We start from the raw sequence: 24,896 nt of genomic DNA, 5'->3' as shown, positions 1-24,896 counted from the left end.
TTTGTGAGCGACAACAGCCTGCGGGTCGTGTGGGTCTACCCCGACCTGCTCTCCACCTACGGCGACCAGGGCAACGTTCTCGTCGTGGAGCGCCGGGCGCGCCAGCGCGGCCTGGACGTGGCCCGGCTCGACGTGCGCAGCGACCAGCCGATCCCGACCTCCGGTGACATCTACCTGGTCGGCGGCGGCGAGGACCGCCCGCAGCGGCTCGCGGCCGAGCGGCTGCGCCGCGACGGCGGGCTGACCCGGGCCGTGGACAACGGCGCGATCGTCTTCTCGGTGTGCGCCGGCTATCAGATCCTCGGCCACGAGTTCATCAACGACCTCGGCCAGCGCGAGCCGGGCCTCGGCCTGCTCGACGTGGTCTCGGTGCGCGGTGAGGGCGCGCGGTGCGTCGGCGACGTGCTCGGGGACATCGACCCGCAGCTCGGCCTGCCGCAGCTGACGGGCTTCGAGAACCACCAGGGCGTCACGCACCTCGGCCCCACCGCCCGCGCCCTCGCGCAGGTGCGCTTCGGCAACGGCAACGGCACGGGCGACGGCACGGAGGGCGCGTACAACGGCACCGTGTTCGGTACGTACATGCACGGGCCGGTGCTGGCCCGCAACCCGCTGATCGCGGACCTGCTGCTGAAGCTGGCGCTCGACGTCAACGCGCTGCCGCCGGTCGACGACCGCTGGTACGAGGCGCTGCGCGGCGAGCGCATCGCGGCGGCACAGCAGCCCGCCTAGCCTGCGTGCGACACCCCGGTTTCGGCCGGGGTTCACCAGCCCGTCTGACGCCTCGTCCGCACAGGTGAGCGGGGCATTCCAGCAGGCGGACGCGTGGTGCTCCCCCGCCCCCCTGAGCCGCTAGGGTGGCGGGGATCGAGCCGGACAGCGCGGTCCGGTCCAGCCCTGGTGGAGAAGGTTGTTTCGGGCTATGCGCATTGGTGTCCTCACGTCCGGCGGTGACTGCCCCGGTCTGAACGCCGTCATCCGGTCCGTTGTGCACCGCGCCGTCGCCGACCACGGCGACGAGGTCATCGGTTTCCGGGACGGCTGGAAGGGCCTCCTGGAGTGCGACTACCTCAAGCTGGATCTTGACGCGGTGGGCGGCATCCTCGCCCGCGGCGGCACCATCCTCGGCTCCTCCCGGGTCCAGCCCTCGCATCTGCGCGACGGCGTGGAGCGGGCGAAGGGGCATGTCGCCGAGCTGGGCCTCGACGCGATCATCCCGATCGGCGGCGAGGGCACGCTCAAGGCGGCGCGGCTGATGTCCGACAGCGGGCTGCCCATCGTCGGCGTGCCGAAGACCATCGACAACGACATCGCTGTCACGGACGTCACGTTCGGCTTCGACACGGCGGTCGGCGTGGCGACGGAGGCCCTGGACCGGCTGAAGACCACCGCCGAGTCCCACCAGCGGGTGCTGGTCGTGGAGGTCATGGGCCGTCACACGGGGTGGATCGCCCTGCACTCCGGCATGGCGGCGGGCGCCCACGCGATCGTCGTCCCGGAGCGCCCCTTCGACATCGAGGAGTTGACGGCGCGGGTCGGCGAGCGGTTCGACGCGGGCAAGCGGTTCGCGATCGTCGTCGCGGCGGAGGGGGCCAAGCCCAAGGCCGGCTCCATGGACTTCGACGAGGGCGGCAAGGACATCTACGGGCACGAGCGGTTCGCCGGGATCGCCCGTCAGCTGTCGGTCGAGCTGGAGCGACGGCTCGGCAAGGAGGCGCGGCCGGTGATCCTCGGGCATGTGCAGCGGGGCGGGACGCCGACGGCGTACGACCGGGTGCTGGCGACGCGCTTCGGCTGGCACGCGGTGGAGGCGGTGCACGCGGGTCGCTTCGGGCAGATGACGGCTCTGCGGGGCACCGACATCGTGATGGTCCCGTTGGCCGAGGCCGTCGAGACGTTGAAGACGGTTCCGGCGGAGCGGTACGCCGAGGCGGAGTGCGTTCTGTAGGACCGCGGCTTTCCCGACCCCGGTCACGAGCGTGGCCGGGGTCCGCCGTACTCTATGAGCCGACTCAAAGCGCACAACCCCCCACGAATCAGGAGCCGGCGGATGGAGCACAGCGGGCACGGCATGGTCATGGATCTGCCGCCGTTCACGCTGGGACGTGGCCTTCAGTGGTCGGCGGACCCCTTCTTCCTCGTGGCCTGTCTGCTCGGGCTGGCGCTCTACGGCTGGGGAGTCCTGCGGCTGAAGCGGCGCGGCGACGCCTGGCCCGTGAGCCGGACCGTGTCGTACGTGATCGGTGTGCTGACCGTCGGCCTGGTGATGTGCACCAAGCTGAACGACTACGGCATGGTCATGTTCTCGGTGCACATGGTGCAGCACATGGTGATCAGCATGCTGTCGCCGATCCTCGTCCTGCTCGGCGCGCCGATCACCCTGGCGCTGCGCGCGCTGCCGACGGCCGGCCGGGGCCGCAAGGGGCCCCGTGAGCTGCTGCTGATGCTGCTGCACAGCCGGTACATGCGGATCATCACGCACCCGGCGTTCACGATCCCGCTGTTCATCGCCAGCCTGTACGCGCTGTACTTCTCGCCCCTGTTCGACTTCCTGATGGGCTCCAAGACGGGGCACGTCGCGATGATGGTGCACTTCCTCGCGGTCGGCGTGGTGTTCTTCTGGCCGATCATCGGCGTGGACCCCGGTCCGCACCGGCCGGGGCATCTGATGCGGATGCTGGAGCTGTTCGCGGGCATGCCGTTCCACGCGTTCTTCGGCATCGCGCTGATGATGGCGTCGGCGCCGATGGTGGAGACCTTCAAGAACCCGCCGGCCTCGCTCGGTATCGATGCGCTGTCGGACCAGAACGCGGCGGGCGGGATCGCCTGGGCGTTCAGCGAGATCCCCTCGGTGCTGGTGCTGATCGCGCTGCTGTTCCAGTGGTACGGCTCCGAGCAGCGGCAGGCCCGCCGCACGGACCGTGCCGCCGACCGGGACGGCGACAAGGAGCTGGAGGCGTACAACGCCTATCTGGCGTCGCTCAACGCGCGCACCGACTGACGCGCGCCGAACCGTCCGCACCGACTGATCGGTGCAGCGCCGGGCACCGTAGCGCCGATCGGGGGCACCATTGAGGGGAGCCGACCTCGAGGAGGGTGTCGCGATGCCCGGTTCCGTCCCTGGTTCCACGCCCGGTTCCACCAAGGCCATGGGGGCTGTCACCCTCGGCGGCCTGGTCGTCGTGACGGCGTACACGGTGGCCCTCGGAAGCAACGGCTGGCTGTGGTTCGGCTGGGTCGTGCTGGGCCTGATCACCCTGGGGATGGCCGCCACCCGCACCACCTGAACGCCCGCCGGCGGCGAACGCCCGGCCGCTCCTCACCCGCTGGATACAGTGCGGACATGAACAGCAGGCCCACCCCGTTCGACGACCTCGACCGGAAGATCATCACCGCGCTGATGGACAACGCGCGCACGAGCTTCGCCGAGATCGGCGCGGCCGTCGGGCTGTCGGCGACGGCGGTGAAACGGCGTGTGGACCGGCTGCGTGAGACCGGGGTGATCACCGGGTTCACGGCGACGGTGAAGCCGTCGGCGCTCGGCTGGCGCACGGAGGCGTACGTCGAGGTGTACTGCGAGGGCGCGGCCCCGCCGCGGCGGCTGGCGGAGGTGGTGCGCAACCACCCGGAGATCACTGCGGCCATGACGGTGACCGGCGGGGCGGACGCCCTGCTGCACGTGCGGGCTCGCGACGTGGAGCACTTCGAGGAGGTGCTGGAGCGGATCCGTACGGAGCCGTTCATCCGCAAGACGATCAGCGTGATGGTGCTGTCCCATCTCATCCCGGAGTCTCCCGAAGCGGGCGCCAGCCAGGTCGCCCCGGACGGCGCAGCAGACGTGCGTTGAGCGGCTTCACAACGCAGTGATCCTGCGCGAACACGCAGCTGTCGTTGCTTGTCGGCCGTCCGCGTCAGTTTCTACCTTGGTGTCAACCCTCAGTCGACACCCCAGGAAGCGGAGGGACCCCTCTGTGACCGACAGCCGTGTGCCGCGCCGGCGGCGCTTTCTCGTCTGCGAACCCAGACACTTCGCCGTGCAGTACGCGATCAACCCCTGGATGCATCCCGACACACCCGTCGACGTCGACCTCGCCCAGCGGCAGTGGCAGGACCTGATCGGCGCCTACCTCGCCCATGGGCACACCGTGGAGGCGGTCGCCCCCGTCCCCGGCCTGCCCGACATGGTGTTCGCCGCGAACTCCGCGGTCGTCGTCGGCGGCCGCGTCTTCGGCTCGCTCTTCCACGCGGCCGAGCGCCGCCCGGAGTCCACCCACTACGACACGTGGTTCAAGACGGCCGGCTACGACGTCTACCGGCCCGAGAACGTCTGCGAGGGCGAGGGCGACCTCGTCTGGACCGGCCGCTACGTGCTGGCCGGGACCGGGTTCCGTACGACCCGGGAGGCGCACTGCGAGGTGCAGGAGTTCTTCGGGCACCCCGTGATCAGCCTCACGCTCGTGGACCCGCGCTTCTACCACCTGGACACGGCGTTGTTCGTGCTGGACGACGGGCCCGAGGAGAACATCGCGTACTACCCGGAGGCGTTCTCGCCGGGCAGCCGTGAGGTGCTTCAGCGGCTGTACCCGAACGCGGTGCTCGCCACCGAGCAGGACGCCCTCGCCTTCGGTCTGAACTCCGTGTCCGACGGCCGCCACGTCTTCATCGCCCCGCAGGCCGAGACGCTCGCCGCCCGGCTGGACGAGCACGGCTATGTCCCCGTTCCCGTCGACCTGTCGGAGTTCCGCAAGGCAGGTGGCGGCATCAAGTGCTGCACCCAGGAGATCCGCTCATGAGCGCACCCGCCCCCGTCCGTACCTCCGCCGAGCTGATCGGCGCCGAGGAGCCGGTCCTCGCGCACAACTACCACCCGCTGCCCGTGGTCGTCGCCCGCGCCGAGGGCGCCTGGGTGGAGGACGTCGAGGGGCGCCGCTATCTGGACATGCTGGCCGGTTATTCGGCGCTCAACTTCGGTCACCGTCATCCGGCGCTGATCGAGGCGGCGCACCGGCAGCTGGACCGGCTGACGCTGACCTCCCGGGCCTTCCACAACGATCAGCTGGCGGAGTTCGCCGAGCGGCTCACCGCCCTGACCGGCCTGGACATGGTGCTGCCGATGAACACCGGCGCCGAGGCCGTGGAGAGCGGCATCAAGGTGGCCCGCAAGTGGGCGTACGACGTGAAGGGCGTCCCGGCCGACCGGGCCACGATCGTGGTCGCGGCGGAGAACTTCCACGGGCGGACGACGACGATCGTCGGGTTCTCCACGGACGAGACCGCCCGCGACGGTTTCGGGCCCTTCGCGCCGGGCTTCCGGATCGTGCCGTACAACGATCTCGCCGCGATCGAGGCGGCCGTGGACGAGACAACGGCGGCGGTGCTGATCGAGCCGATCCAGGGCGAGGCCGGGGTGATCATCCCGGACGACGGCTATCTGGTCGGCGTGCGGGAGCTGACCCGGCGTACGAACACCCTGTTCGTCGCGGACGAGATCCAGTCGGGGCTGGGCCGCACCGGCCGCACGCTCGCCGTGGAGCACGAGAACGTCCTGCCCGACGTGCTGCTGCTCGGCAAGGCGCTCGGCGGCGGGATCGTACCGGTGTCGGCGGTGGTGGCGACCCGTGAGGTGCTCGGGGTGCTGCATCCGGGTGAGCACGGTTCGACCTTCGGCGGCAACCCGCTCGCGGCGGCGGTCGGTACGGCCGTGATCGGCCTGCTGGAGTCCGGCGAGTTCCAGCGCCGGGCCGCCGAGCTGGGAGAGGTGCTGCACGCGGGCCTGTCCGCGCTGGTCGGGCGCGGGGTGCTCGGCTTCCGCGCACGCGGGCTGTGGGCCGGGGTCGACGTGGACCCGGCGATCGGCACCGGGCGCGAGATCAGCGAGCGGCTGATGCGGGAGGGGTTCCTGGTCAAGGACACCCACGGCTCGACGATCCGGCTGGCCCCGCCGCTGACGATCACCCGCGAGGAGCTGGACTCGGCGCTCGGCGCCCTGGAGAAGGTCCTCGCGCAGTGACGTGACCTGACACGCGGGGTGACCTGGGTCCATAGCACACGGTGACCGGGCCCGCCCGGTGGCCCGAGGGGTCGCTCGCTTCGGCGGGCGGCCCCTCACGCAGCGACACGAGCAGCCGTCCCTGTTCCTTCCGCAGTGGCCCCGGAACCCCCTTTCGGGCAGGGTGAAGGGAACGGGGCGAGAGGTGGTGGACCACTGTCAGCGACGGAGAGGTCGCCCGTGGGTGCTGACGAGGAGCCGGACGTGGTCGGCCGGCGGTTCGACGTGGCGGATGCCGCGCCGGTGCTGCTCGACGCCCAGGGCCTCGTGACCGGGTGGACCCGCGGCGCCGAACGGCTGCTCGGTTACCCGGCCCCGGAAGTGGTCGGCAAGCAGCTCGCCGACCTGCTGACCGGCGCGGACGCCGAGCGCGCGCCCGAGGTGCTGGAGCACTGCCGGGTGGACGGCGGCTGGGCCGGGCTGCTCACCGCCCGCTGCAAAAGCGGCCCCGCGATCCGGCTCATGGTGCGCGTCACCGCCGCCGAGGAGTCCCGCGGCCCCTCCCGCTGGCTGGCCCTGCTGTCGGAGGTGTCCGGCCCCGGCTGGGACATGAGCCGCACGGTGCTGGAACAGATGGTCACCGGCTCCCCCATCGGCATCGCCATCGTGGACACCGATCTGCGGTTCGTGTGGTCGAACGAGGCGCTGGCCCGGTACGGCGGCCTCCCCGCCGAGCAGCGCCTCGGGCTGCGCCTGGCCGACGTGCAGCCGGGCCTGGACGCGGCGGCGATCGAGGAGCAGATGCGGCGCGTGCTGGCCACCGGCGAACCGGTCACCGGCTACGAGCACGTCGGCCGCGTCCGTGCCGCCCCGCTGCGCGAGACCGCGCACATGATGTCGTTCACGCGGCTCGAGGACGAGCACGGCCGCCCGATGGGCGTGTACTACACGGTCGTGGACATCAGTGAGCGGCGCCGCGCCCAGCAGCGGCTCGCCCTGCTGGACCGGGCCGGCGAGCAGATCGGCCGCAGCCTGGACCTCATGCGCACCGCGCAGGAGCTGGCCGACGTGGCGGTGCCGGCGCTGGCCGACTTCGTCGCCGTGGACCTGCTGGAGGACGTGCTGCACGGCGGGGAACCGGCGGGCGCGCCGGCGCCCGGCCAGGAGACGGTGACGCTGCGCCGGGCCGCGCACCGCTCGGTCTCCCCGAACGCCCCCGAGGCCGTCGTCGAGATCGGGCACGTCGCCTCCTACCGGCCCGGTTCCGCGCCGGTGCGGTGTCTGGCCACGGGCCGCTCGTGGCGGGAGGCACGGCTCGACCCGGCCGACCGCCCGTGGGCGGCGGAGGCGCCCGGCAGCCGGGAGGCCACCTTCGGCGAGCTGGCGGTGCACAGCGGGATGGTGGTGCCGCTGCGCGCGCGGGGCGTCACCCTCGGCATCACGACGTTCTACCGCCGCTACCGCCCCGAGTCCTTCGACGCGGCCGACCTCAGTCTCGCGGAGGACTTCGTCTCCCGGGCCGCGGTCTGCCTCGACAACGCCCGCCGCTACAGCCGCGAACGCGACGCGGCGCTCGCCCTGCAGCGCAGCCTGCTCCCGCACCGGCTGCCCGACCTGGACGCGGTGGACGTGGCCGCCTGCTACCGCCCGGCCGACGAGCTGACCGGGCTCGGCGGCGACTGGTACGACCTGATCCCGCTGTCCGGCGCCCGGGTGGCGCTGGTGGTGGGCGAGGTGCCCGGCCACGGCATCGACGCGGCCGCGGCGATGGGCCGGCTGCGTACCGCCGTACGGACTCTGGCCGCGCTCGATCTGCGGCCGGAGGAGGTGCTGGCCCACCTCGACGACCTGGTGGCGCCGCACCCGGCCCGCGAGGAGGGCGGGGAGGCCGGCATCGAGGCCGGTGACAGCGCGCAGTCCGTGGGCTCCGGCTGCGTCTACGTCGTGTACGACCCGGTGGACGGGCGGTGCGCCATGGCCGCTGCCGGGCATCCGGCACCGGCCGTGGTGCTGCCGGACGGCGCGGTGTACTTCGTGGATCTGCCGCAGGGGCCGCCACTGGGGGCGGGCGGGCCTCCGTTCGAGTCGGTGGAGATGGTGCTTCCCGAGGGCAGCACGCTGGCGCTGCACACGGACGGCCTGCTGACCGACGGCCGGCGGGGAGCGGGACGGGCCGATCGCGCCCGGCTGCGGGAGGCCCTGCGCGCGGCGGCGCCCTCCCTCGACGTGCGCTGCCAGGCCCTGGTCGACGCGCTGGTGCCGGCCCGCCCGCACGACGACGTGGCGCTGCTGATGGCCCGCACCAAGCGGCTGAGCGGGCGGCAGGTGGCCGGCTGGGAGCTGCCCCGCGATCCGGCGGCGGTCGCCGACGCGCGCCGCACGGCGTGCCGGCAGCTGGCGGACTGGGGTCTGGACGAGCTGGCGTTCACCACGGAACTGGTCGTGAGCGAGCTGGTCACCAACGCCATCCGGTACGCCGGGGGCCCGATCCGGCTGCGGCTGATCCGGGAGCGGACCCTGGTCTGCGAGGTCTTCGACGGCGGTGCCACCGCGCCGCATCTGCGCCATCCGCGCACCACGGACGAGGGCGGGCGGGGGTTGCTGCTGGTCTCGCAGCTCACGCAGCGCTGGGGCACGCGGTTCGTGCCCAACGGAAAGATCATCTGGGCGGAGCAGCCCCTGGCGGGTGCGGAGGCGTGACGTGCCGGACGCGATCGACTACAAGGCTGTCTTCCAGGCCCTGCCGGGAGCGGTGTCCATCCTGACGCCCGAGCTGTTGTTCGCCGACGCCAACCGGGAGTTCCTGCGCGGCGCCGGGCGTAGCCGTGAGCAGGTCGTCGGCCGTCACTTGTTCGACGTCTTCCCCGACAACCCCAACGACCCGTCGGCGACCGGGCGGCGCAATCTGGCCGCGTCGCTGCACCGGGTGCTCACCACCGGGGAGCGCGACGCGATGGCTCTGCAACGCTACGACGTCGAGAGCGCCGAACGGCCGGGCGAGTGGGACGAGCGCTACTGGAGCCCGGTCAACGCGCCGGTGTTCGGCCCGGACGGCGAGGTGGTGCTGCTCGTGCACCGGGTGGAGGAGGTCACCGAGCTGATCCGGGCGCGCGGCGGCAACTCGGGCAGCCGGGGGCGGGTGCTGGAGGCCGAGCTGTACAGCAGGGCCAGGGAGCTTCAGGCGCTGAACGAGCGGCTGAGGGACGCGCACGCCCGGGAGCGTGAGGTGGCGCTCGCGCTCCAGGAGGCGATGCTGCCGGCGCCGCGGCAGATCCGGCACCAGGGCACTGCGGTGCGCTACCGTCCGGCGGTCGGCGCGCTGAACGTGTGCGGGGACTGGTACGACCTCGTGGACCTGGTCGGCGGCCATCGTCTCGGCGTCTCGGTGGGCGACGTGGTCGGCCACGGGCTGGAGGCGGCCGGGGTGATGGGCCAGCTGCGCAGCGCGCTGAGCGCCGCCTCCCGGGTCGCCGCGGGGCCGGCGCAGGCGCTGGACGTGCTGGGCCGGTACGCGGGCGTCGTGAACGGCGCGGAGTCGGCCACGGCGGTCACCACGTTCGTCGACTTCGACGCCCGCACCATCACCTACAGCAGCGCCGGCCATCCTCCGCCGGTCCTCGTGCACGGCGACGGGCGGGTGGAGTTCCTCGACCAGGCCACCGATCCGCCGCTGGACGCCCGGCCCGACCCGGTGCCACGAGTCCAGGCGGCCACGGCGTACACGGACGGCGCCACGCTCGTGCTGTACACCGACGGGCTGATCGAGCGCCGCCGGGAGGACATCGACACCGGTCTGGCCCGCCTCGCCGATTGCCTGCGCCGCCATCGCGGGGACGCTCCGGAACGCCTCGCCGACGCCATCCTGCTGGAGTGCCTGCCGCGCGGCGGCGCCACCGACGACACGGCTCTTGTCATCGTGCGGCTGTGAACGTCCGTCCCACTGCGAGGCGGCCGGAGGCCGGTGGACGGCGTCACGAGGTGACGGCGGTCTCCCGGTCGGGGTGGATGGGGAAGATCTGGTCGAGACCGACGATCTTGAGGACGCGCAGCGTGTGGGCGGGTACGGCGGCGAGAGCGACGTCCGCCTGTGCGGCCTGGGCGTGGTGGCGTGCGGCGATCAGGGCGGTGATGCCGCTGGAGTCGCAGAACTCCAGGCCGGTGAGGTCCAGGACGAGGCGCTGTCCGGGGCGCAGCGCGAGCGCGGCGACCAGCTGGCGCAGCTCGCCGGCGTTGGCGTAGTCCAGTTCGCCGCGGACGGCCAGCACGGGGCCGGTCGCGGCGGTCTCCGTCATGATCTTCAGCGGGCTCATCGTCTGTCCGCGGGGTGGGAGTCGGCGGCGGGGGCGCCGAGGGCGAGCAGGGCGGTGTCGTCGTCGAGGCCGTCGCCGAAGCTGTCGAGCAGTCCGGTGAGGGCCTGGATGAGGGCGGGTGCGGGCCGGCCGGCGTGGCGGGCGGCGAAGGCGAGCAGGTTCTCGTCCCCGTACAGGCTCGTGCGGTCGTCCCCGGTCCGGGCTTCGGTGAGCCCGTCGGTGTAGAGCAGGAGGGTGTCACCGGGGTCGAGGACGGTCGTGGCGGGGGTGAAGGGTGCCGACGGCAGGACGCCGACGAGGACGCCGCCGGGCGTGGGCAGGAAGCCGGCCGTGCCGTCGGCGCGCAGGACGACGGCCGGAGGATGGCCGCCGGAGGCGAGGTGGACGGTGACCTGTCCGGCCTCGGGGCCGGGTTCGAGGGTGCCGAAGATCGCGGTGCAGTAGCGCGGGTCGCCACCGGAGGAGTAGCGCTCGTGCAGCACCGTGTTCAGGGTGGACAGGGCGGATACCGGGTCGGGGTCGTGCATCGCCGCGGCGCGCAGGGTGTAGCGGGTCAGCGAGGTGACCGCGGCCGCCTGGGGCCCCTTGCCGCACACGTCGCCGAGGAAGAAGGCGAAGCGCTTGCCGTCGACGGGGAAGACGTCGTAGAAGTCGCCGCCGAGCCGGTCGGGCGAGGCGGTGTGGTAGTGGGCCGCCGTCTCCACTCCGGGCACCACCGGCAGGATGTCCGGGAGCAGTGAGCGCTGGAGTACGGCGAGGGCCTCCTGGAGGCGGGCTCGGTCGGCCTCCGCCTGCCGGCGGGCCGCTTCGGCCGCTTCCCGGCGGCGCAGCAACTCCTCCTCGTAGGCGCGGCGGTCCCGTGCGTCGAAGACGGTGGTGCGGATCAGCAGCGGCTCGCCCATGGTGCCGTGCTTGACGACGGAGGAGACCAGTGCGGGCATCCGGCCGCCGTCGCCCTGCTTGATGTCGAGGGCTATGCCGCTGATCTCGCCCTGCATCCGCAGCAGCGGCGCGAAGTGCGTCTCGTGGTACAGCTTGCCCCCGACGGTCAGCAGGTCGGTGAACCGCATCCGGCCCACCACCGTCTCCCGGTCCAGGCCGAGCCAGCCCAGCAGCGTGGCGTTGATCTTGGCGATGGTGCCGTCCATCAGGGTGGACAGGTATCCGCACGGGGCGCTCTCGTACAGGTCCTCGGCGCTGTCCTCCAGCAGCGCGGCGAACGCCGCGGCCTCGGCTTTGTCGCGGTCGGCGCCGTGGGGTTCCGGCTGCCGGCCGGCCCGGCACATCATCGCAGGCCGGCCAGGAAGGTGGTGATCGCCGCGTTGGTGGCCTCCGGCGCGGACAGGTGCGGGCAGTGACCGGTGGCGTCGAGGGTGACCAGGGCGGAGCCGGGTATCGCCCGGTGGACGAAGGCGCCGACCTCGCGGGGCGCGATGACGTCCTGGGTGCACTCCAGGATCAGCGTCGGCACGCTCACGCCCTTCAGGTCGTCCCTGGAGTCCGACAGGAAGGTGGTGCGGGCGAAGACGCGGGCCATGTCCGGGTCGGTGGCGCAGAAGCTGTTCTTGAGTTCGTCGCCCAGCTCGGGCCGGTCGGCGTTGCCCATGATCACCGGGGCCATCGCCGCCGACCAGCCCAGGTAGTTCGCCTCCAGCGACTGGAGCAGTTCGTCGATGTCCTCGGCGCCGAACCCGCCGCGGTAGTCGTCGTCGTCGATGTACCGCGGAGACGGGGCGACCATGACCAGCGCGCCGATGCGCCCGGGGGCCGCGGAGGCGGCCAGCACCCCGATCATCGCGCTGACCGAGTGCCCCACGAACACCGCGTCCCGCAGGTCGAGCGCCTCGCACACCTCGACGACGTCCCGGGCGTACCCGTCCAGGGAGGAGTACCGGTCGGCCGAGAACGCCGAGGCGTCCGAGCGGCCGGAGCCGACGTAGTCGAAGAGCACGATCCGGTAGTCCTCGGCCAGCGCGGGCACCGTGAGCCGCCACATGTTCTGATCACAGCCGAAGCCGTGCGCGAGCACCACCGCGCGTCCTTGCGGGTTGCCGGTGACGGTCACGTTGTTCCTGCGGGCGATGTCCATACCCCCAGTCTCGCAGCCCGGAACGGTGTGCTCCGGCGCCCCCTTGCATCGCCCCGCCGGCGAACGCTTCCTGTTCATCGCCCCCCTCGCAGGCGGGTCGGGCCGATTCCGCACGGTTGATCACTGACAGCAGCGCGACAGAAATGAATAAAACGTACAAAGCGGGGCAGTCGGGGTCTGCACATCACTACTCCAAGGGGAGCGTGAACCCATGTCGACGGGAACGCTTCTGGCGATCATCATCCCGATCGTGGTGGTCGTCGCTCTGGCTGCTGTGGCGGCCTCGATGATGATGCGGCGCCGTCACCTCCGTGAGCGCTTCGGCCCGGAGTACGAACGGACCGTCGAGGGAGCCGACAACCGGCTCGCCGCCGAGCGTGAGCTCCGCGAACGCGAAAGGCGGCACGACTCGCTGGAGATCAAGCCGCTGCCCGCGGTCTCCAGGGACCGCTATTCGCGGGAGTGGACCAGCGTCCAGGCGGAGTTCGTCGACCGGCCGGAGGACGCGGTCCATGACGCGGACCGACTGGTGACGTCGCTCATGCACGAACGCGGGTATCCGACCGAAAGGTTCGAGCAGCAGCTGAAGGACCTCTCGGTGGAGCACGGTGCCACGCTGGAGCACTACCGGGCCGCGCACGAGGTGGAGACGCTCTCCACGCACCGGCAGGCAACGACCGAGCAGTTGCGCGGCGCCATGGTGCACTACCGTGCCCTGTTCGACGAACTGCTCTCCAATGGCGGCGGCCGGGCCCAGCCCTCCCGCTCCTGACCCCGATCACGACGCCGCATGGAGGAACGCCATGCACACCAACGAGGAACCGCACCGGACGACGGACGGCCTGTCCACCGACGACATCGCCCAGCCGACCGGCACCGGCGCCAAGACGGCGGCGGCCTCGACCGGAACCCCCGTCTACCCGGGGGAGAGCACGGCCGTGACGGGCGCCGAGCGCTCGGGCGGCGGGTTCGCACCCGACGGAGCCGATGCCGACGCCCCGGCCGGGGCGCGTACGCCGGAGACGTCCCGTGCCCCCGAGGAAACGCGTTCGCCGGAGATGTCCGGCACCCCGGCCGGAACACGTGCGCCGGAAGCCTCCGGCGCCGGGGACGACGAGCTTCCGCAGCTGCTGACGGACGACGAGGAGCGTGGCTTCCGCGACCGCTGGCAGGAGATCCAGAACCGGTTCGTGGACGACCCCCGCGAGGCGGTGCACCAGGCCGACGCCTTGGTCGCGGACGTCATGCAGACGCTGGCCTCCACCTTCGCGCAGCACAAGAAGGATCTGGAGGGACAGTGGGGCCAGGGCGAGCAGGTGGACACGGAACAACTGCGCGGAGCCCTGCGCCGCTACCGCTCCTTCTTCAACCGGCTCCTCAGCACCTGATCAGCGATGTGAGGCACGGTCCGGCTGATGCCGGGAGGATGAGTCGCACTCTCAAGGAGGGTGCGACTCATTTCCATGTCCCATCCGCACGGCTCTCGGGAGGGAGATCCTCCGCCGGCTGACGATCAATCAGCTTGGTCGGCAAGCGTCGGCATGGGTCCTGGCGGACATGGTTACAGATGACTGTGGGTGCGCACAGCGGAGCAGCTGGTGTGAGGAGAGAGCCGTGTTCTACTTCCTGCTCAAGTACGTGCTGCTGGGTCCGCTGCTGAGGGTGTTGTTCCGGCCGCGCATCGAGGGGCTGGAGCATGTCCCGGAGTCCGGTGCGGCGATCGTCGCGGGCAACCATCTGTCGTTCTCGGACCACTTCCTCATGCCGGCCGTGCTCAAGCGGCGCATCACGTTCCTCGCGAAGGCCGAGTACTTCACCGGCTCGGGGCTCAAGGGCAAGCTGACGGCGGGCTTCTTCCGCAGCGCCGGGCAGATCCCGGTCGACCGCTCCGGCAAGGAGGCCGGGCAGGCCGCCATCCGGGAGGGGCTCGGCGTGCTGCGCAAGGGCGAGCTGCTCGGCATCTATCCGGAGGGCACCCGCTCGCACGACGGCCGGCTGTACAAGGGGAAGGTGGGCGTGGCGGTGATGGCGCTCAGGGCGGGGGTGCCGGTCGTACCGTGCGCGATGATCGGCACCTTCGAAGCGCAGCCGCCCGGCCGGAAGGTGCCGCGGCTGCACCCGGTGGTGATCCGCTTCGGTGAGCCGCTGGACTTCTCCCGGTACGCCGGCATGGAGAACGAGAAGGCGATCCTGCGTGCCGTCACCGACGAGATCATGTACGCGATCCTTTCGCTGTCGCAGCAGGAGTACGTCGACGAGTACGCGGCCGTGGCGAAGGCGCAGCAGGCCGAGGGTGGTGAACGCCGCTTTCCGCGGATGCCGCTGAGCTGATCTCTGCCCTGGGCAGAACAGGCGTGCCGGGGCGGGCCCGGGGGCCTACGGTCGGCTCATGAAACATGCGTTGGTGATCGGAGCGACGGGCCAGATCGGACGGCCGACGGTACGGGCGTTGGCCGAGGACGGCTGGGAGGTGCTGGCAGCCTCGCGCGGTGGCGGCCGGGACGACAGGTGGCCCGAGGGGGTGCGGCCGCTGCGGCTGGACCGGGAGGACGACGCGGCGCTGGCGTCGGCCGTCGGCGACGGCTGCGAGCTGGTGGTCGACCTGGTCGCCTACGGGGAGCGGCACGCACGGCAGTTGACCGCGCTGACCGGCCGGGTCGGTTCGGCGGTGGTGGTCTCCAGCGTCGCGGTGTACGAGGACGACCGGGGCCGCTCCTTCGACACCCAGGACAGTCCCGACGGCTTCCCGCGCTTTCCGGTGCCGCTGACCGAGGACCAGCCGACGGTGGCACCGGGCGAGGCCTCCTACAGCACCGGGAAGGTGGCACTGGAGCGCGAACTGCTCGGTGCCGGGGAGAAGTTGCCGACGACGGTGCTGCGTCCGGCCGCGGTGCACGGGCCGTACAGTCCGCTTCCGCGCGAGCTGTACTTCGTGAAGCGGAACCTGGACGGGCGGCGCCGACGGGTCCTGGCCCACCGGGGCGAGAGCCGGTTCCATCCGTCGGGCGCGGGCACGATCGCCGAGCTGGTGCGGCTCGCGGCGGCCCGGCCGGGTTCACGGGTGCTCAACGCCTGCGATCCACAGGCGCCCACCGTGGCCGAGATCGGAGCGGCGGTGGACGCGGCGATGGGGGTGCGGACCGAGACGGTACTCCTCGACGGTCCGCCGCCGTCACCGTCCGTGGGCCAGACCCCGTGGTCGATCGAGTGGCCGGTGGTGTGCGACATGTCCGCCGCCGCAAGGGAGTTGGGATTCGGCGGCGGCGTCCCGTACGCGGAGAGCGTGCGCGCGTCGGTCGACTGGCTGGTGGAGCGGCTGACGGGCCGGGACTGGCGGGAGGAGTTCCCGCTGCTCGCCCGGGCCTACCCCGAGCTGTTCGACTACGCGGCGGAGGACGCCTGGTTCGAGGAGGCATGACGGAGGAGGCATGACGAAGGGGCGGCCCCCCGTGAGAGGGGCCGCCCCTGTGCCGTATGCGAAGACGGTTACGGCTTGGGCGTGGCGTGCGGGCCGCACGTCACGTCGGCCGCGTCCAGCTTGCCCTCGAGGAGGTAGGCGTCGACCCGGGTGTTGATGCAGGAGTTGACCAGTCCGGTCACACCGTGCGAGCCCGCGTCCTTCTCGGTGATCAGGCGGGAGCCCTGGAACCGCTGGTGCAGCTCGACGGCACCGGCGTACGGGGTGGCGGCGTCGTTGGTGGACTGCACGATCATCACCTGCGGCAGGCCCTTGCCGGTCTTGACGTTCACCGGGGTCTGCTGCTTGGTGTGCCAGGTGGCGCACGGCAGGTTCATCCAGGCGTTCGCCCAGGTCATGAACGGGTAGTCCTTGTTGAGCTGTGTGTTGTCGCGGTCCCACTTGCGCCAGCTGGTGGGCCACTTCGCGTCGGCGCACTCGACGGCCGTGTAGACGGCGTTGCCGTTCTCCGCGGAGATGTTGCCCGCGGTGTCCGACATGTCGGGGGCGGCGGCGTCGACGAGGGCCTGGGTGTCGCCCGCGAAGTACTTGCTGAACACCGTGGCGACCGGTACCCACGAGGAGTCGTAGTACGGGGCGCTCTGGAAGAAGGAGATCAGCTCGGCCGGACCGACGACCCCGCCGATGGGGCTCTTCTTCGCGGTGGCGCGCAGCTGGAGCCACTTGGCCTGGACGGCGTCACGGGTGGTGCCGAGGTGGAAGGTGGCGTCGTTCTTGGCGACCCAGTCCTCCCAGTCCTTCCAGCGGCCCTCGAAGGCGACGTCCTGGTCCAGGTTGGCCTGGTACCAGATGTTCTGGCGCGCGGGGTTGACCACGCTGTCCACGACCATGCGGCGGAGGTGGCCCGGGAACAGCGTGCCGTAGACGGCGCCGATGTAGGTGCCGTAGGAGACGCCCAGGTAGTTGAGCTTCTTCTCACCGAGCGCGGCGCGGATGACGTCCAGGTCGCGCACGGTGTTCGGCGTGGTCATGTACGGCAGCATCTCGCCGCTGCGCTCGTAGCAGCCGTCGGCGTACTCGCGGGCCAGCTTGCGCTGGGCGAGCTTGTCGGCCTCCGAGTCGGGCACCGGGTCCATCTTGGGTGCCTTGACGAACTCCTGCGGGTCCACGCAGGAGATGGGCGCGGAGTGGCCGACGCCGCGCGGGTCGAAGCCCACGAAGTCGTACGCCTTGGCCACGTTGGCCCAGATCGCGTTCTTGGTGACGACGCGGCGCGGGAACTTCATGCCCGAGCCGCCGGGGCCGCCGGGGTTGTAGACCAGGGCGCCCTGGCGCTCCTGCTTGGTCCCGGTGTTGCCGATGCGGTCGACGGCGAGCTTGATCTGCTTGCCGAAGGGGTGCGCGTAGTCGAGCGGCACGCTGACCCAGCCGCACTGGATCGGCTTCTCCAGGCTCCAGTCGGCCGGGCAGTCCTGCCAGTCGATGCCGGCCTGTGCGGCCCGCGCGGCGGCGATCGCGGCGCCGCGGGCCTCGCGGTCCTGTCCGTGCCCGGCGCTGGCGCTCGCCGTGGGCGCGGCGACCGCGCCTGCTATCAGGGTGGCTGCGGCGACGACGCTCGCCGAACCGAGTGTCGTGGTCCGCTTCTTCGGTCTGATGTCCCTCAAGTGGGCCCTCCCCGTACCTTGTGAGTACCTCATGACGACAGGTACGGGGATCCTTGCTGCTGTGAGGGGCCTGAGAACAGGGTTGATTGACCTTCTTTGCCAATCCGATAACCGGAAAATCGTGTACCGCTCAGCGGACCGGGGACGCAGGCCCTTCGACGAGCGCCAGTGCCGCGTCCAGAGTGCGGCGCAGCAGCAGCCCGTCGGGGGCGACGGCGGTGACGAGCACGGCCGGCCCGGGCAGGGGGACGATCGCGCACCCCTCCCCCACCGTCGTCGCGGCCGCCGGCGCGTCGGCGAACTCCGGCCGCACCACGAGGAGCTGCCCGACGGCCCGGTGCCCGGCCAGCACGGCCGGCCCGTCCCAGCCGCCCGGGGCGCCGGGACCGCAGGCCAGTTCCTGGTCGAGGACGGTTCGCTCGCCGATGCGCAGGGTGAGACGGCTGGAGAGCCGCCCGGGTTGCTCGGCGGCCCGGCCGAGGATCTGTTCCTCCCGGAAGACCAGGCGGGCGCCCGGGGCGAGGTCGAGCCCGGTGGTGACGGCCAGTTCACTGCCGGCGGCCGAGATCAGCGGCTCGGGCAGCCACACCAGCTCGCCGCCGTCGGCCACGCGCAACCGCACGTCGTAGCGGGCCTCGCCGCCCGCGGCGCCGGGCAGCGCGATGGTGGCGGCGGCCGAGCCGACGCTCAGCCGGGCCCCGGCGGCCACGTCGGCGGTGACGGTGAGGTGGTCGCCGCCGAGCGGGGCGCTCATCGCGCCGACCAGCAGGACGCGCGCCTCGCCGCCGGTGCCGCGGGTGCGGCGCGGGGCCAGCGGTCCCTCACCCTCCAGCACGGGCAGCGCGGTACCGCCCCGCCCGTCGGGCCGGGCATGGACGCGGGCCACGGCCCGGACCCGGTAGGCGCTGCCGTGGCCGGCGCGGGCGGCCGTGCCTGCACCGGGCGCGGAGGAATCCTCCGCGTGGGCGGCCGTGCCTGCACCGGGCACGCAGGCGTCCTGCGCATGGGCGGCCACGTCCGCGCCGGGCACGGTGACGCCGTCCGGGAGGGCGGGCCCGCCCGCCCTCCGGGTGGCCACCCCGGCCCCCGTGCTCGTCACGCCGTCCACGCGGTGAGCCGGCCGCGTACCCAGGCGGCGACGTCACCGACGCCCTTCTCACCGCGCAGGGACTGGAACACCACGGGCAGGTCACCGCGCTGCGCCTTGGCGTCGGCCGCCATCCGGGCGAGGTCGGAGCCCACGTACGGCGCCAGGTCGGTCTTGTTGACGATGAGCAGGTCCGCGGTGGTGACGCCGGGACCGCCCTTGCGCGGGATGTCGTCGCCGCCGGCCACGTCGATGACGAAGATCTGCGCGTCGACGAGGCCCTTGGAGAAGGTCGCGGTGAGGTTGTCGCCGCCGGACTCCACGAGGATCAGATCCAGCGGGCCGACCTCGTCCTCGAGGTCCTCCACGGCCTCCAGGTTCGCGGAGATGTCGTCGCGGATCGCGGTGTGCGGGCAGGCGCCGGTCTCCACGGCGGCGATGCGCTCCGGCGGCAGGACCGCCTCGCGCAGCAGGAACTCGGCGTCCTCGCGCGTGTAGATGTCGTTGGTGACGACGGCGAGGGACAGCTCGTCGCGCAGGGCGCGGCACAGCGCGGCGACGGTGGCGGTCTTGCCGGAGCCGACGGGGCCGCCGAGCCCGACGCGCAGCGCGCGGCGGCTGCCGTCGGGGCGGCGGGCGTCGGCGCTGACGGCGGCCGGGCCGTCGTGGGTGTGGTCGAGGTGCATGTACGACTCCTACGTTCAGGGGGCGCCGGGGCGTGGGACGCGCCGGGGCGCCGGTGTGTCAGGACGCGAAGAGGCGGACCGGCCAGGCGGCGTGGGCCTCGGCGCCGATCTCCAGCAGCGGGGCGGAGGCCGCGGGGAGGGCGTCGACGCCCTCGTCGGCGACCCGGTGGGCGGCGCGGACGGCCCGCTCGACGACCTGGTCCAGTTCCGGCGCCAGCCGTGCGAGCACGGCCGTGGCGTCGAAGGGGTCCAGGCTGAGCAGCCGCACGGTCGCGGTCGCCGGGCCGCCGATGCTCTCGTAGGCCGCGCAGTAGGCGGCGTCGAGCGGTGCACAGCCGGCCGCGCGCGCCGCGAGGCCGAGCACGACCGGCTGGTGCGCGCCCTTGGGGAAGCGCGCCGCGAGGGCGTCGAGGTCGGCGGACGGCCAGGTCGCCCGCGCGGCCCGCATGAGCTGCCGGCCGAGCTTGCGCGCGGCCGTGCGCAGCGCCGGTGAGGGGGTGCGGGCGTCGGCGGCCGCGTCCAGTGCCGCGGGGTCGGTGCCGAGGGCGGCCGCCGCGGCCAGCGCGGCGGACACCAGGCCCGTGGTGTGCAGCCGGCCGCGGCAGAACCGCTCCAGGCCGGCCGCGTCGGTGACGCGTCCCGCCCGGACGGCTTCCTCGGCCCCGCCGGAGTGCGCGTGCCCTCCGGCGGGGAACCGGCCGTCGGCCAGGACGAGTAGTGCTGCTCGTGTCATCGCCCGGCCGTCAGAAGAGGAAGTACCGCTGCGCCATGGGCAGTTCGGTGGCGGGCGTGGACTCCACCAGCTCGCCGTCGACGCGTACGGCGAAACTGTCGGGGTCGATGTCCACGCGCGGGCGGGCGTCGTTGTTGCGCATGTCCGCCTTGGTCACGCCGCGGGTGGACTCGATCGCGGTGAACCGCTTGCCGAGTCCGAGCCGCTCCGGCAGCCCGTCCTCCAGAGCGAGCGGGGCGACGAAGTTGACCGAGTTCGCGGCGGGCGCCCGGCCGATCGCCCCGTACATCGGGCGGGGCAGGATCGGCTGCGGGGTGGGGATGGAGGCGTTGGCGTCGCCCATCTGCGCGTAGGCGATCTGGCCGCCCTTGATGACGAGCAGCGGCTTGACGCCGAAGAACGCCGGTTCCCACAGCACCAGGTCGGCGAGCTTGCCGGTCTCCACCGAGCCGATCTCGTGGGCCATGCCCTGCGCCAGCGCCGGGTTGATCGTGTACTTGGCGACATAGCGGCGTACCCGCTGGTTGTCGGCGCGGCCGTCGCCGGGCAGGGCGCCGCGGCGGCGCTTCATCACGTGCGCGGTCTGCCAGGTGCGCATGATCACCTCTCCGACCCGGCCCATGGCCTGCGAGTCGGAGGAGATGATCGAGATCGCGCCCAGGTCGTGCAGGACGTCCTCGGCGCCGATGGTCGAGGGCCGGATGCGGGACTCGGCGAACGCCAGGTCCTCCGGGACGGCCGGGTTGAGGTGGTGGCAGACCATCAGCATGTCGAGGTGCTCCTCGACGGTGTTGACGGTGAACGGGCGGGTCGGGTTGGTCGAGCTGGGCAGCACGTGCGGCTCGGAGACGACCGTCATGATGTCCGGCGCGTGCCCGCCGCCCGCACCCTCGGTGTGGTACGAGTGGATACCGCGCCCGGCGATCGCGGCGAGCGTGTCACCGACGAAACCGGCCTCGTTGAGGGTGTCGGTGTGGATGGCGACCTGTACGCCGGTCATGTCGGCGACGGTCAGCGCGGCGTCGATGGCGGCGGGGGTGGCGCCCCAGTCCTCGTGGATCTTCAGACCGGCGGCGCCGCCGCGGATCTGGGACAGCATCGCCTCGTGCGAGACGGTGTTGCCCTTGCCGAGGAAGCCGACATTGACCGGGTAGGCCTCCATCGCCTCGAACATGCGGGCAAGATGCCAGGGTCCGGGCGTCACGGTGGTCGCCTTGGAGCCCTCGGCGGGTCCGGTACCGCCGCCGACGAGGGTGGTGATGCCGGAGGCGAGGGCCTCGTCGGCGACCTGCGGGCAGATGAAGTGCACGTGCGCGTCGATGGCGCCGGCGGTCAGGATGCGCCCGTTGCCCGCGATGACCTCGGTCTCGGGGCCGAGGACCAGATCGGGGTGGACGCCGTCCATGGTCTCGGGGTTGCCGGCCTTGCCGATGCCGGTGATGCGGCCGTCGCGGATGCCGACGTCGGCCTTGACCACGCCCCAGTGGTCGACGATGACGACGCCGGTGATGACGGTGTCGGGGGTGCCGTCCGCGCGGGTCGCCCGGGACTGGCCCATGGACTCGCGGATGACCTTGCCGCCGCCGAAGACGGCCTCGTCGCCGGAGCGCCCGGGGCCGCCGGAGCGGTCCTCCTCGATCTCGATCAGCAGGTCGGTGTCGGCGAGCCGGATGCGGTCGCCGGCGGTGGGGCCGAACAGGTCGGCGTAGGCGCCGCGGGAGATCTCAGGCATCGAGGGCACCTCCGACCTGGCCGCGCAGGCCGGACACCACACGGGCACCGGTGAGGGGGACGAGTTCGACGTCGACCGGCAACCCCGGCTCGAAACGTACGGCGGTGCCGGCGGCGACGTTCAGCCGCTTGCCGTGGGCGGCGGCGCGGTCGAAGTCCAGGCCGGGGTTGGCCTCGGCGAAGTGGTAGTGGGAGCCGACCTGCACGGGCCGGTCGGCGGCGTTGAGTACGGTCAGCCGGGTGACCTCGCGCCCTTCGTTGCACACGACGGGCTCCTCGGCGAAGAGGATCTCTCCGGGAATCATGGTGCGCCCCCGTCAGATGATCGGCTCGTGGACGGTGACGAGCTTGGTGCCGTCCGGGAAGGTGGCCTCGACCTGCACGTCGTGGATCATCTCGGCGACGCCGTCCATGACGTCGCTCCGGGTGAGCAGCTTGCGTCCGGTGGCCATCAGTTCGGCGACGGTGCGGCCGTCACGGGCGCCCTCGAGGATGTGCGAGGTGATGAGGGCGACCGCCTCGGGGTGGTTGAGCTTGAGTCCGCGCGCGCGACGTTTCTCGGCCACATCGGCCGCGACATGGATGAGCAGTCTCTCTTGCTCGTGCGGGGTCAGTTGCACGTGCCACCTCACAGTCCTTGCTCCGGACCGTGCGGGGTCCGGCTGCCGCAGCCACCGCGACGGGGACAGGTGTAACACACAGACAAATTTCCCGACCGCGCTCAATTGCGGGCAGAAAAGCCCCTGGTGGCGTGGGTCGCGAGGCTAGCCCGTCGGAGTTTCAACGACGTTAACCAGCCTTTGATCATCACATGACCGGCAGCAGACCTTCTTCATACCGGCGACAGGAGCGCCGGGTCAGCGCGCGTCGGGCCGCCGGTGCTCGGCCGCGATGCCGAAGCGCTGCTGTTCGCGCGGAGCGGACGCCACCTCGCGCACCGCAGAGACGGAGCTGATCATCTGCTCCCGGGCAGCCTCGTCCGCCTCCCGCAGCTCCTCGAGTCGCTCCAGGTCGGCGGCGGAGACAAGGGCGACGAGGGGCTTGCCGTGGCGGGTCACGACGACGCGCTCGCCGCCGTAGACCACCCGGTTGATCAGGTCGGCGAGCTCAGCCCTTGCTTGCGTCACCGGAATCTCGTAGGCCATGGACCCATTCTAACGTCACGTACATCCTGTACATTTTTTACAGATGCGTCTTACAGACGCAGCTTGCGCGTCGCGCATCGCTTCGAGGAGGCCCGTGATGTCCCGACCGTCCGCCCGCCAGGTCCTGCCGGAGTTCACCGAGCGCACGAGTTTCGGCCACCGGACGACGGATCCGTACTCCAGGCTGCTGGAGGGGCGGATCGTGTTCCTCGGGACACCGATCGACGACGCCGCGGCGTGCGATGTCATCGCGCAGCTCATGCAGCTGGAGCACCGGGACCCGGACCGGCCCGTGCAGCTCTACATCAACTCGCCGGGCGGCTCGTTCCAGGCGATGACGGCGATCTACGACGCGATGCGGTACGTCGCGTGCGAGGTGGAGACGTACTGCATGGGCCAGGCGGGCTCGTCCGCCGCGGTGTTGCTGGCCGCGGGCGCGCCGGGGCGCCGGTTCGCGCTGCCGGGCGCCCGGATGGTGATGCGTCAGCCCGCGTTGCCGGAGCCGGTGGAGGGGCAGGCCAGTGACCTCGCCCTTCAGGCCGCGGAGTTGACGCGCATCCGGGCGACCCTGGAGGAGATGCTCGTCCGGCACACCGGGCGCAGCCGGCGGCAGGTCGGCGCGGACATCGAGCGCGACCACGTCCTCGACGCGGCCGGGGCGCTGGCGTACGGGCTGGTGGACGAGATCATCACCGTCCGCGCGCAGCCGGGCGGGAGGTGAGCCGTCCGATGCTGCCGGATCTTCCGCCGCTGCCCGCCCTCACCCGGGCGGAGGGGGAGCTGATCGACCGTTACCTGGAGGTCGTGGACCTGCTCGGCCGGATCAACCCGGCCTGTCCCGGCGACACCTACCGGGGGCTGCGGGCCGCGCAGGCGCTGGTGACCAAGGCGGTGGCGCTGCGCGACGCGCTGACGCTGATGCACCAGCGCGGCGAGAGCGAGCTGCACGCCGGCACCCTGGCACGCGCGTTGCGGGTGCTCGACGGCGAGCGCCGCACGGCGCGGGTCACCCTGCCGCCACCGGCGGGGAGTTGAGCCGAGGGCCGAGCGGGTTCAAACGGACCGAACGGCGTACCCCCCATCGGCCTATCCGAACGCCTTTTTTTCGGGGGTCCGAGTTGCGTGACCGGCGGGACGAGAGGCCGGAATGAAGTGTTCCGCCGCTGGTCCGGGGCTCGCCGGATCAGTGAACACCCCACCGAACACAGGGCTGTCCACCCGAACGGGTGAGTGGTGAGGAACCCCACAAATACCCGTTTCCGTTGGGATTTTCGGACAGTTGTGGGCCAAGATCCCTGACTGACGACAAGCCCCCGCCGCAGCGGCGGGGCGATCCGGGCGGACGCCGAGTCCTGCCGCCGTCCGGATGACCGGTCGACAGGAGTGGATCGGCAGGAGTGGAGGACCCAAGCACGACGGGTCGCCGGAACGGTCATGCCACGACCGGGCCGAGCAGCCCTTGGGGTGAAGCCGCGTCAGCGGCCGGGCTACTTCGCCAGCCCGAATCCGACAGGTCATCCTTCACAGGCGGCTGACGAAGGGTTGCGCATGACTGCGCTCAATCGTGTCCCGTCGCTCATGGCCCGGGCCGGTACGGCTTCCGCCCTGACCATCGCCGCGGTGGGCGGCTCGATCGTGGTCCCGGGCCTCGCCTCGGAGGCCGCCGCCGCGACGCCGGCGACCAAGGCGCTGCAGATCGCCGCGTCCAAGAAGGGCGCGCCGTACCAGTGGGGCGCCACCGGGCCGCGCCGGTTCGACTGCTCGGGACTCACGCTGTACTCGTTCAAGAAGGCGGGCAAGAAGCTGCCGCGCACGGCCGCCCAGCAGTACAACAAGACGCACCACATCCCGGCCCGCAGCCGTAAGGCCGGTGACCTGGTGTTCTTCCACTCGGGGTCGAACGTCTACCACGTCGGCATCTACGCCGGGAAGAACAAGATCTGGCACGCCCCGAAGACGGGCGACGTGGTGCGCCTGCAGAAGATCTGGACCAAGAGCGTCTGGTACGGCCGGGTGAGCTGACCGACGCCCCTCCTCGGCACAC

Annotated in this window: 27 protein-coding genes and 1 riboswitch; of the genes, 16 read left to right on the top strand and 11 right to left on the bottom strand. The window is 72.0% G+C overall.

The genetic code is table 11. From position 1 onward, the window contains the following. The first annotated feature begins 3 nt into the window (after positions 1 to 3). From ACZ67Q_RS27485 to ACZ67Q_RS27445, 9 genes are all read left to right on the top strand, one after another. A complete protein-coding gene (locus ACZ67Q_RS27485; protein ID WP_361626328.1) occupies positions 4 to 732 on the top strand; it encodes a type 1 glutamine amidotransferase in 729 nt (242 codons plus the stop codon). 190 nt (positions 733 to 922) lie between these two features. Continuing rightward, positions 923 to 1,948: a 6-phosphofructokinase gene (locus ACZ67Q_RS27480; protein ID WP_471187197.1), complete on the top strand. Its 1,026-nt coding sequence runs from the start codon at positions 923 to 925 to the stop codon at positions 1,946 to 1,948. A 102-nt stretch (positions 1,949 to 2,050) separates the two neighbouring features. After that, positions 2,051 to 3,001, top strand: a complete 951-nt coding sequence (locus tag ACZ67Q_RS27475) for a cytochrome c oxidase assembly protein (RefSeq protein ID WP_471187194.1) — start codon at positions 2,051 to 2,053, stop codon at positions 2,999 to 3,001. 103 nt (positions 3,002 to 3,104) lie between these two features. Continuing rightward, positions 3,105 to 3,287: a hypothetical protein gene (locus ACZ67Q_RS27470; protein ID WP_361626337.1), complete on the top strand. Its 183-nt coding sequence runs from the start codon at positions 3,105 to 3,107 to the stop codon at positions 3,285 to 3,287. 56 nt (positions 3,288 to 3,343) lie between these two features. Next, positions 3,344 to 3,847, top strand: coding sequence for an Lrp/AsnC family transcriptional regulator (locus ACZ67Q_RS27465; protein ID WP_361626340.1), 504 nt, complete (start codon positions 3,344 to 3,346; stop codon positions 3,845 to 3,847). 124 nt (positions 3,848 to 3,971) lie between these two features. Further along, positions 3,972 to 4,793, top strand: coding sequence for a dimethylargininase (ddaH, locus tag ACZ67Q_RS27460; RefSeq protein ID WP_471187190.1), 822 nt, complete (start codon positions 3,972 to 3,974; stop codon positions 4,791 to 4,793). Beyond that, positions 4,790 to 6,010, top strand: a complete 1,221-nt coding sequence (rocD, locus tag ACZ67Q_RS27455; RefSeq protein ID WP_471187187.1) for an ornithine--oxo-acid transaminase — start codon at positions 4,790 to 4,792, stop codon at positions 6,008 to 6,010. Before ddaH ends, rocD begins: the two co-directional genes overlap by 4 nt. Before the next feature lie 219 nt (positions 6,011 to 6,229). Further along, the gene (locus ACZ67Q_RS27450) at positions 6,230 to 8,689 is read left to right on the top strand and encodes a SpoIIE family protein phosphatase (protein WP_471187184.1); all 2,460 of its coding nucleotides are present in this window, start codon (positions 6,230 to 6,232) and stop codon (positions 8,687 to 8,689) included. 1 nt (position 8,690) lies between these two features. Continuing rightward, positions 8,691 to 9,917, top strand: a complete 1,227-nt coding sequence (locus ACZ67Q_RS27445) for a PP2C family protein-serine/threonine phosphatase (RefSeq protein ID WP_471187181.1) — start codon at positions 8,691 to 8,693, stop codon at positions 9,915 to 9,917. A gap of 43 nt (positions 9,918 to 9,960) precedes the next feature. Here ACZ67Q_RS27445 and ACZ67Q_RS27440 read toward each other — a convergent pair whose 3' ends face one another. The 3 genes from ACZ67Q_RS27440 to ACZ67Q_RS27430 are packed head-to-tail and all read right to left on the bottom strand — an operon-like array spanning position 9,961 to position 12,388. Continuing rightward, positions 9,961 to 10,299 (bottom strand): STAS domain-containing protein, encoded by a 339-nt coding sequence (locus tag ACZ67Q_RS27440; RefSeq protein WP_471187178.1) that lies wholly within the window; start codon positions 10,297 to 10,299, stop codon positions 9,961 to 9,963. Beyond that, entirely contained in the window at positions 10,296 to 11,585 is a 1,290-nt protein-coding gene (locus tag ACZ67Q_RS27435) for a SpoIIE family protein phosphatase (protein WP_471187518.1), read from the bottom strand. The genes ACZ67Q_RS27440 and ACZ67Q_RS27435 overlap by 4 nt, the downstream gene beginning before the upstream one ends. Further along, on the bottom strand, positions 11,585 to 12,388 hold the full coding sequence (locus tag ACZ67Q_RS27430; protein WP_471187175.1) for an alpha/beta fold hydrolase: 804 nt from the start codon (positions 12,386 to 12,388) through the stop codon (positions 11,585 to 11,587). Before ACZ67Q_RS27430 ends, ACZ67Q_RS27435 begins: the two co-directional genes overlap by 1 nt. Positions 12,389 to 12,599: 211 nt before the next feature. Between ACZ67Q_RS27430 and ACZ67Q_RS27425 the strand changes: the two genes are divergently transcribed. From ACZ67Q_RS27425 to ACZ67Q_RS27410, 4 genes are all read left to right on the top strand, one after another. Then, positions 12,600 to 13,160, top strand: coding sequence for a hypothetical protein (locus ACZ67Q_RS27425; protein WP_471187172.1), 561 nt, complete (start codon positions 12,600 to 12,602; stop codon positions 13,158 to 13,160). Between the two features lie 31 nt (positions 13,161 to 13,191). Beyond that, positions 13,192 to 13,776 carry a hypothetical protein gene (locus ACZ67Q_RS27420; RefSeq protein ID WP_471187170.1) on the top strand — a complete coding sequence of 195 codons (585 nt, stop codon included), beginning with the start codon at positions 13,192 to 13,194 and terminating at the stop codon, positions 13,774 to 13,776. Between the two features lie 226 nt (positions 13,777 to 14,002). Further along, the gene (locus tag ACZ67Q_RS27415) at positions 14,003 to 14,719 is read left to right on the top strand and encodes a lysophospholipid acyltransferase family protein (RefSeq protein ID WP_471187167.1); all 717 of its coding nucleotides are present in this window, start codon (positions 14,003 to 14,005) and stop codon (positions 14,717 to 14,719) included. 58 nt (positions 14,720 to 14,777) lie between these two features. Beyond that, positions 14,778 to 15,806 (top strand): NAD-dependent epimerase/dehydratase family protein, encoded by a 1,029-nt coding sequence (locus ACZ67Q_RS27410; RefSeq protein ID WP_471187165.1) that lies wholly within the window; start codon positions 14,778 to 14,780, stop codon positions 15,804 to 15,806. Between the two features lie 68 nt (positions 15,807 to 15,874). On the opposite strand, the gene ACZ67Q_RS27405 is transcribed toward ACZ67Q_RS27410, so the two are convergent. The 8 genes from ACZ67Q_RS27405 to ACZ67Q_RS27370 form a co-directional block, all read right to left on the bottom strand. After that, positions 15,875 to 17,470 (bottom strand): alpha/beta hydrolase, encoded by a 1,596-nt coding sequence (locus ACZ67Q_RS27405; RefSeq protein ID WP_471187162.1) that lies wholly within the window; start codon positions 17,468 to 17,470, stop codon positions 15,875 to 15,877. 130 nt (positions 17,471 to 17,600) lie between these two features. Further along, positions 17,601 to 18,356 (bottom strand): urease accessory protein UreD, encoded by a 756-nt coding sequence (locus ACZ67Q_RS27400; RefSeq protein WP_471187516.1) that lies wholly within the window; start codon positions 18,354 to 18,356, stop codon positions 17,601 to 17,603. Between the two features lie 209 nt (positions 18,357 to 18,565). Next, a complete protein-coding gene (gene ureG, locus ACZ67Q_RS27395) occupies positions 18,566 to 19,243 on the bottom strand; it encodes an urease accessory protein UreG (protein WP_471187159.1) in 678 nt (225 codons plus the stop codon). A 58-nt stretch (positions 19,244 to 19,301) separates the two neighbouring features. Further along, positions 19,302 to 19,976 (bottom strand): urease accessory protein UreF, encoded by a 675-nt coding sequence (locus ACZ67Q_RS27390; RefSeq protein ID WP_471187157.1) that lies wholly within the window; start codon positions 19,974 to 19,976, stop codon positions 19,302 to 19,304. A 10-nt stretch (positions 19,977 to 19,986) separates the two neighbouring features. Beyond that, entirely contained in the window at positions 19,987 to 21,708 is a 1,722-nt protein-coding gene (locus tag ACZ67Q_RS27385) for an urease subunit alpha (protein WP_471187154.1), read from the bottom strand. Continuing rightward, positions 21,701 to 22,012, bottom strand: coding sequence for an urease subunit beta (locus ACZ67Q_RS27380; RefSeq protein ID WP_471187151.1), 312 nt, complete (start codon positions 22,010 to 22,012; stop codon positions 21,701 to 21,703). Before ACZ67Q_RS27380 ends, ACZ67Q_RS27385 begins: the two co-directional genes overlap by 8 nt. A 12-nt stretch (positions 22,013 to 22,024) precedes the next feature. Continuing rightward, entirely contained in the window at positions 22,025 to 22,327 is a 303-nt protein-coding gene (locus ACZ67Q_RS27375; RefSeq protein WP_471187148.1) for an urease subunit gamma, read from the bottom strand. A gap of 237 nt (positions 22,328 to 22,564) precedes the next feature. Further along, positions 22,565 to 22,852 carry a type II toxin-antitoxin system Phd/YefM family antitoxin gene (locus tag ACZ67Q_RS27370; RefSeq protein WP_471187145.1) on the bottom strand — a complete coding sequence of 96 codons (288 nt, stop codon included), beginning with the start codon at positions 22,850 to 22,852 and terminating at the stop codon, positions 22,565 to 22,567. Between the two features lie 97 nt (positions 22,853 to 22,949). Here ACZ67Q_RS27370 and ACZ67Q_RS27365 point away from each other — a divergent pair, with 97 nt between their 5' ends. The 3 genes from ACZ67Q_RS27365 (at position 22,950) to ACZ67Q_RS27355 (ending at position 24,874) form a co-directional block, all read left to right on the top strand. Next, entirely contained in the window at positions 22,950 to 23,573 is a 624-nt protein-coding gene (locus tag ACZ67Q_RS27365; RefSeq protein WP_471187143.1) for an ATP-dependent Clp protease proteolytic subunit, read from the top strand. Between the two features lie 8 nt (positions 23,574 to 23,581). Beyond that, positions 23,582 to 23,887 carry a hypothetical protein gene (locus ACZ67Q_RS27360; protein WP_471187140.1) on the top strand — a complete coding sequence of 102 codons (306 nt, stop codon included), beginning with the start codon at positions 23,582 to 23,584 and terminating at the stop codon, positions 23,885 to 23,887. A gap of 376 nt (positions 23,888 to 24,263) precedes the next feature. Continuing rightward, a riboswitch (cyclic di-AMP (ydaO/yuaA leader) is annotated at positions 24,264 to 24,397 on the top strand. Between the two features lie 3 nt (positions 24,398 to 24,400). After that, positions 24,401 to 24,874: a C40 family peptidase gene (locus ACZ67Q_RS27355; protein ID WP_471187137.1), complete on the top strand. Its 474-nt coding sequence runs from the start codon at positions 24,401 to 24,403 to the stop codon at positions 24,872 to 24,874. Positions 24,875 to 24,896 lie beyond the last annotated feature (22 nt).

The organism is Streptomyces sp. NPDC036813 (genome assembly GCF_055609245.1).
The sequence above is the reverse complement of the archived record's forward strand: the minus strand, read 5'-3'. Positions and strand labels throughout refer to the sequence as shown.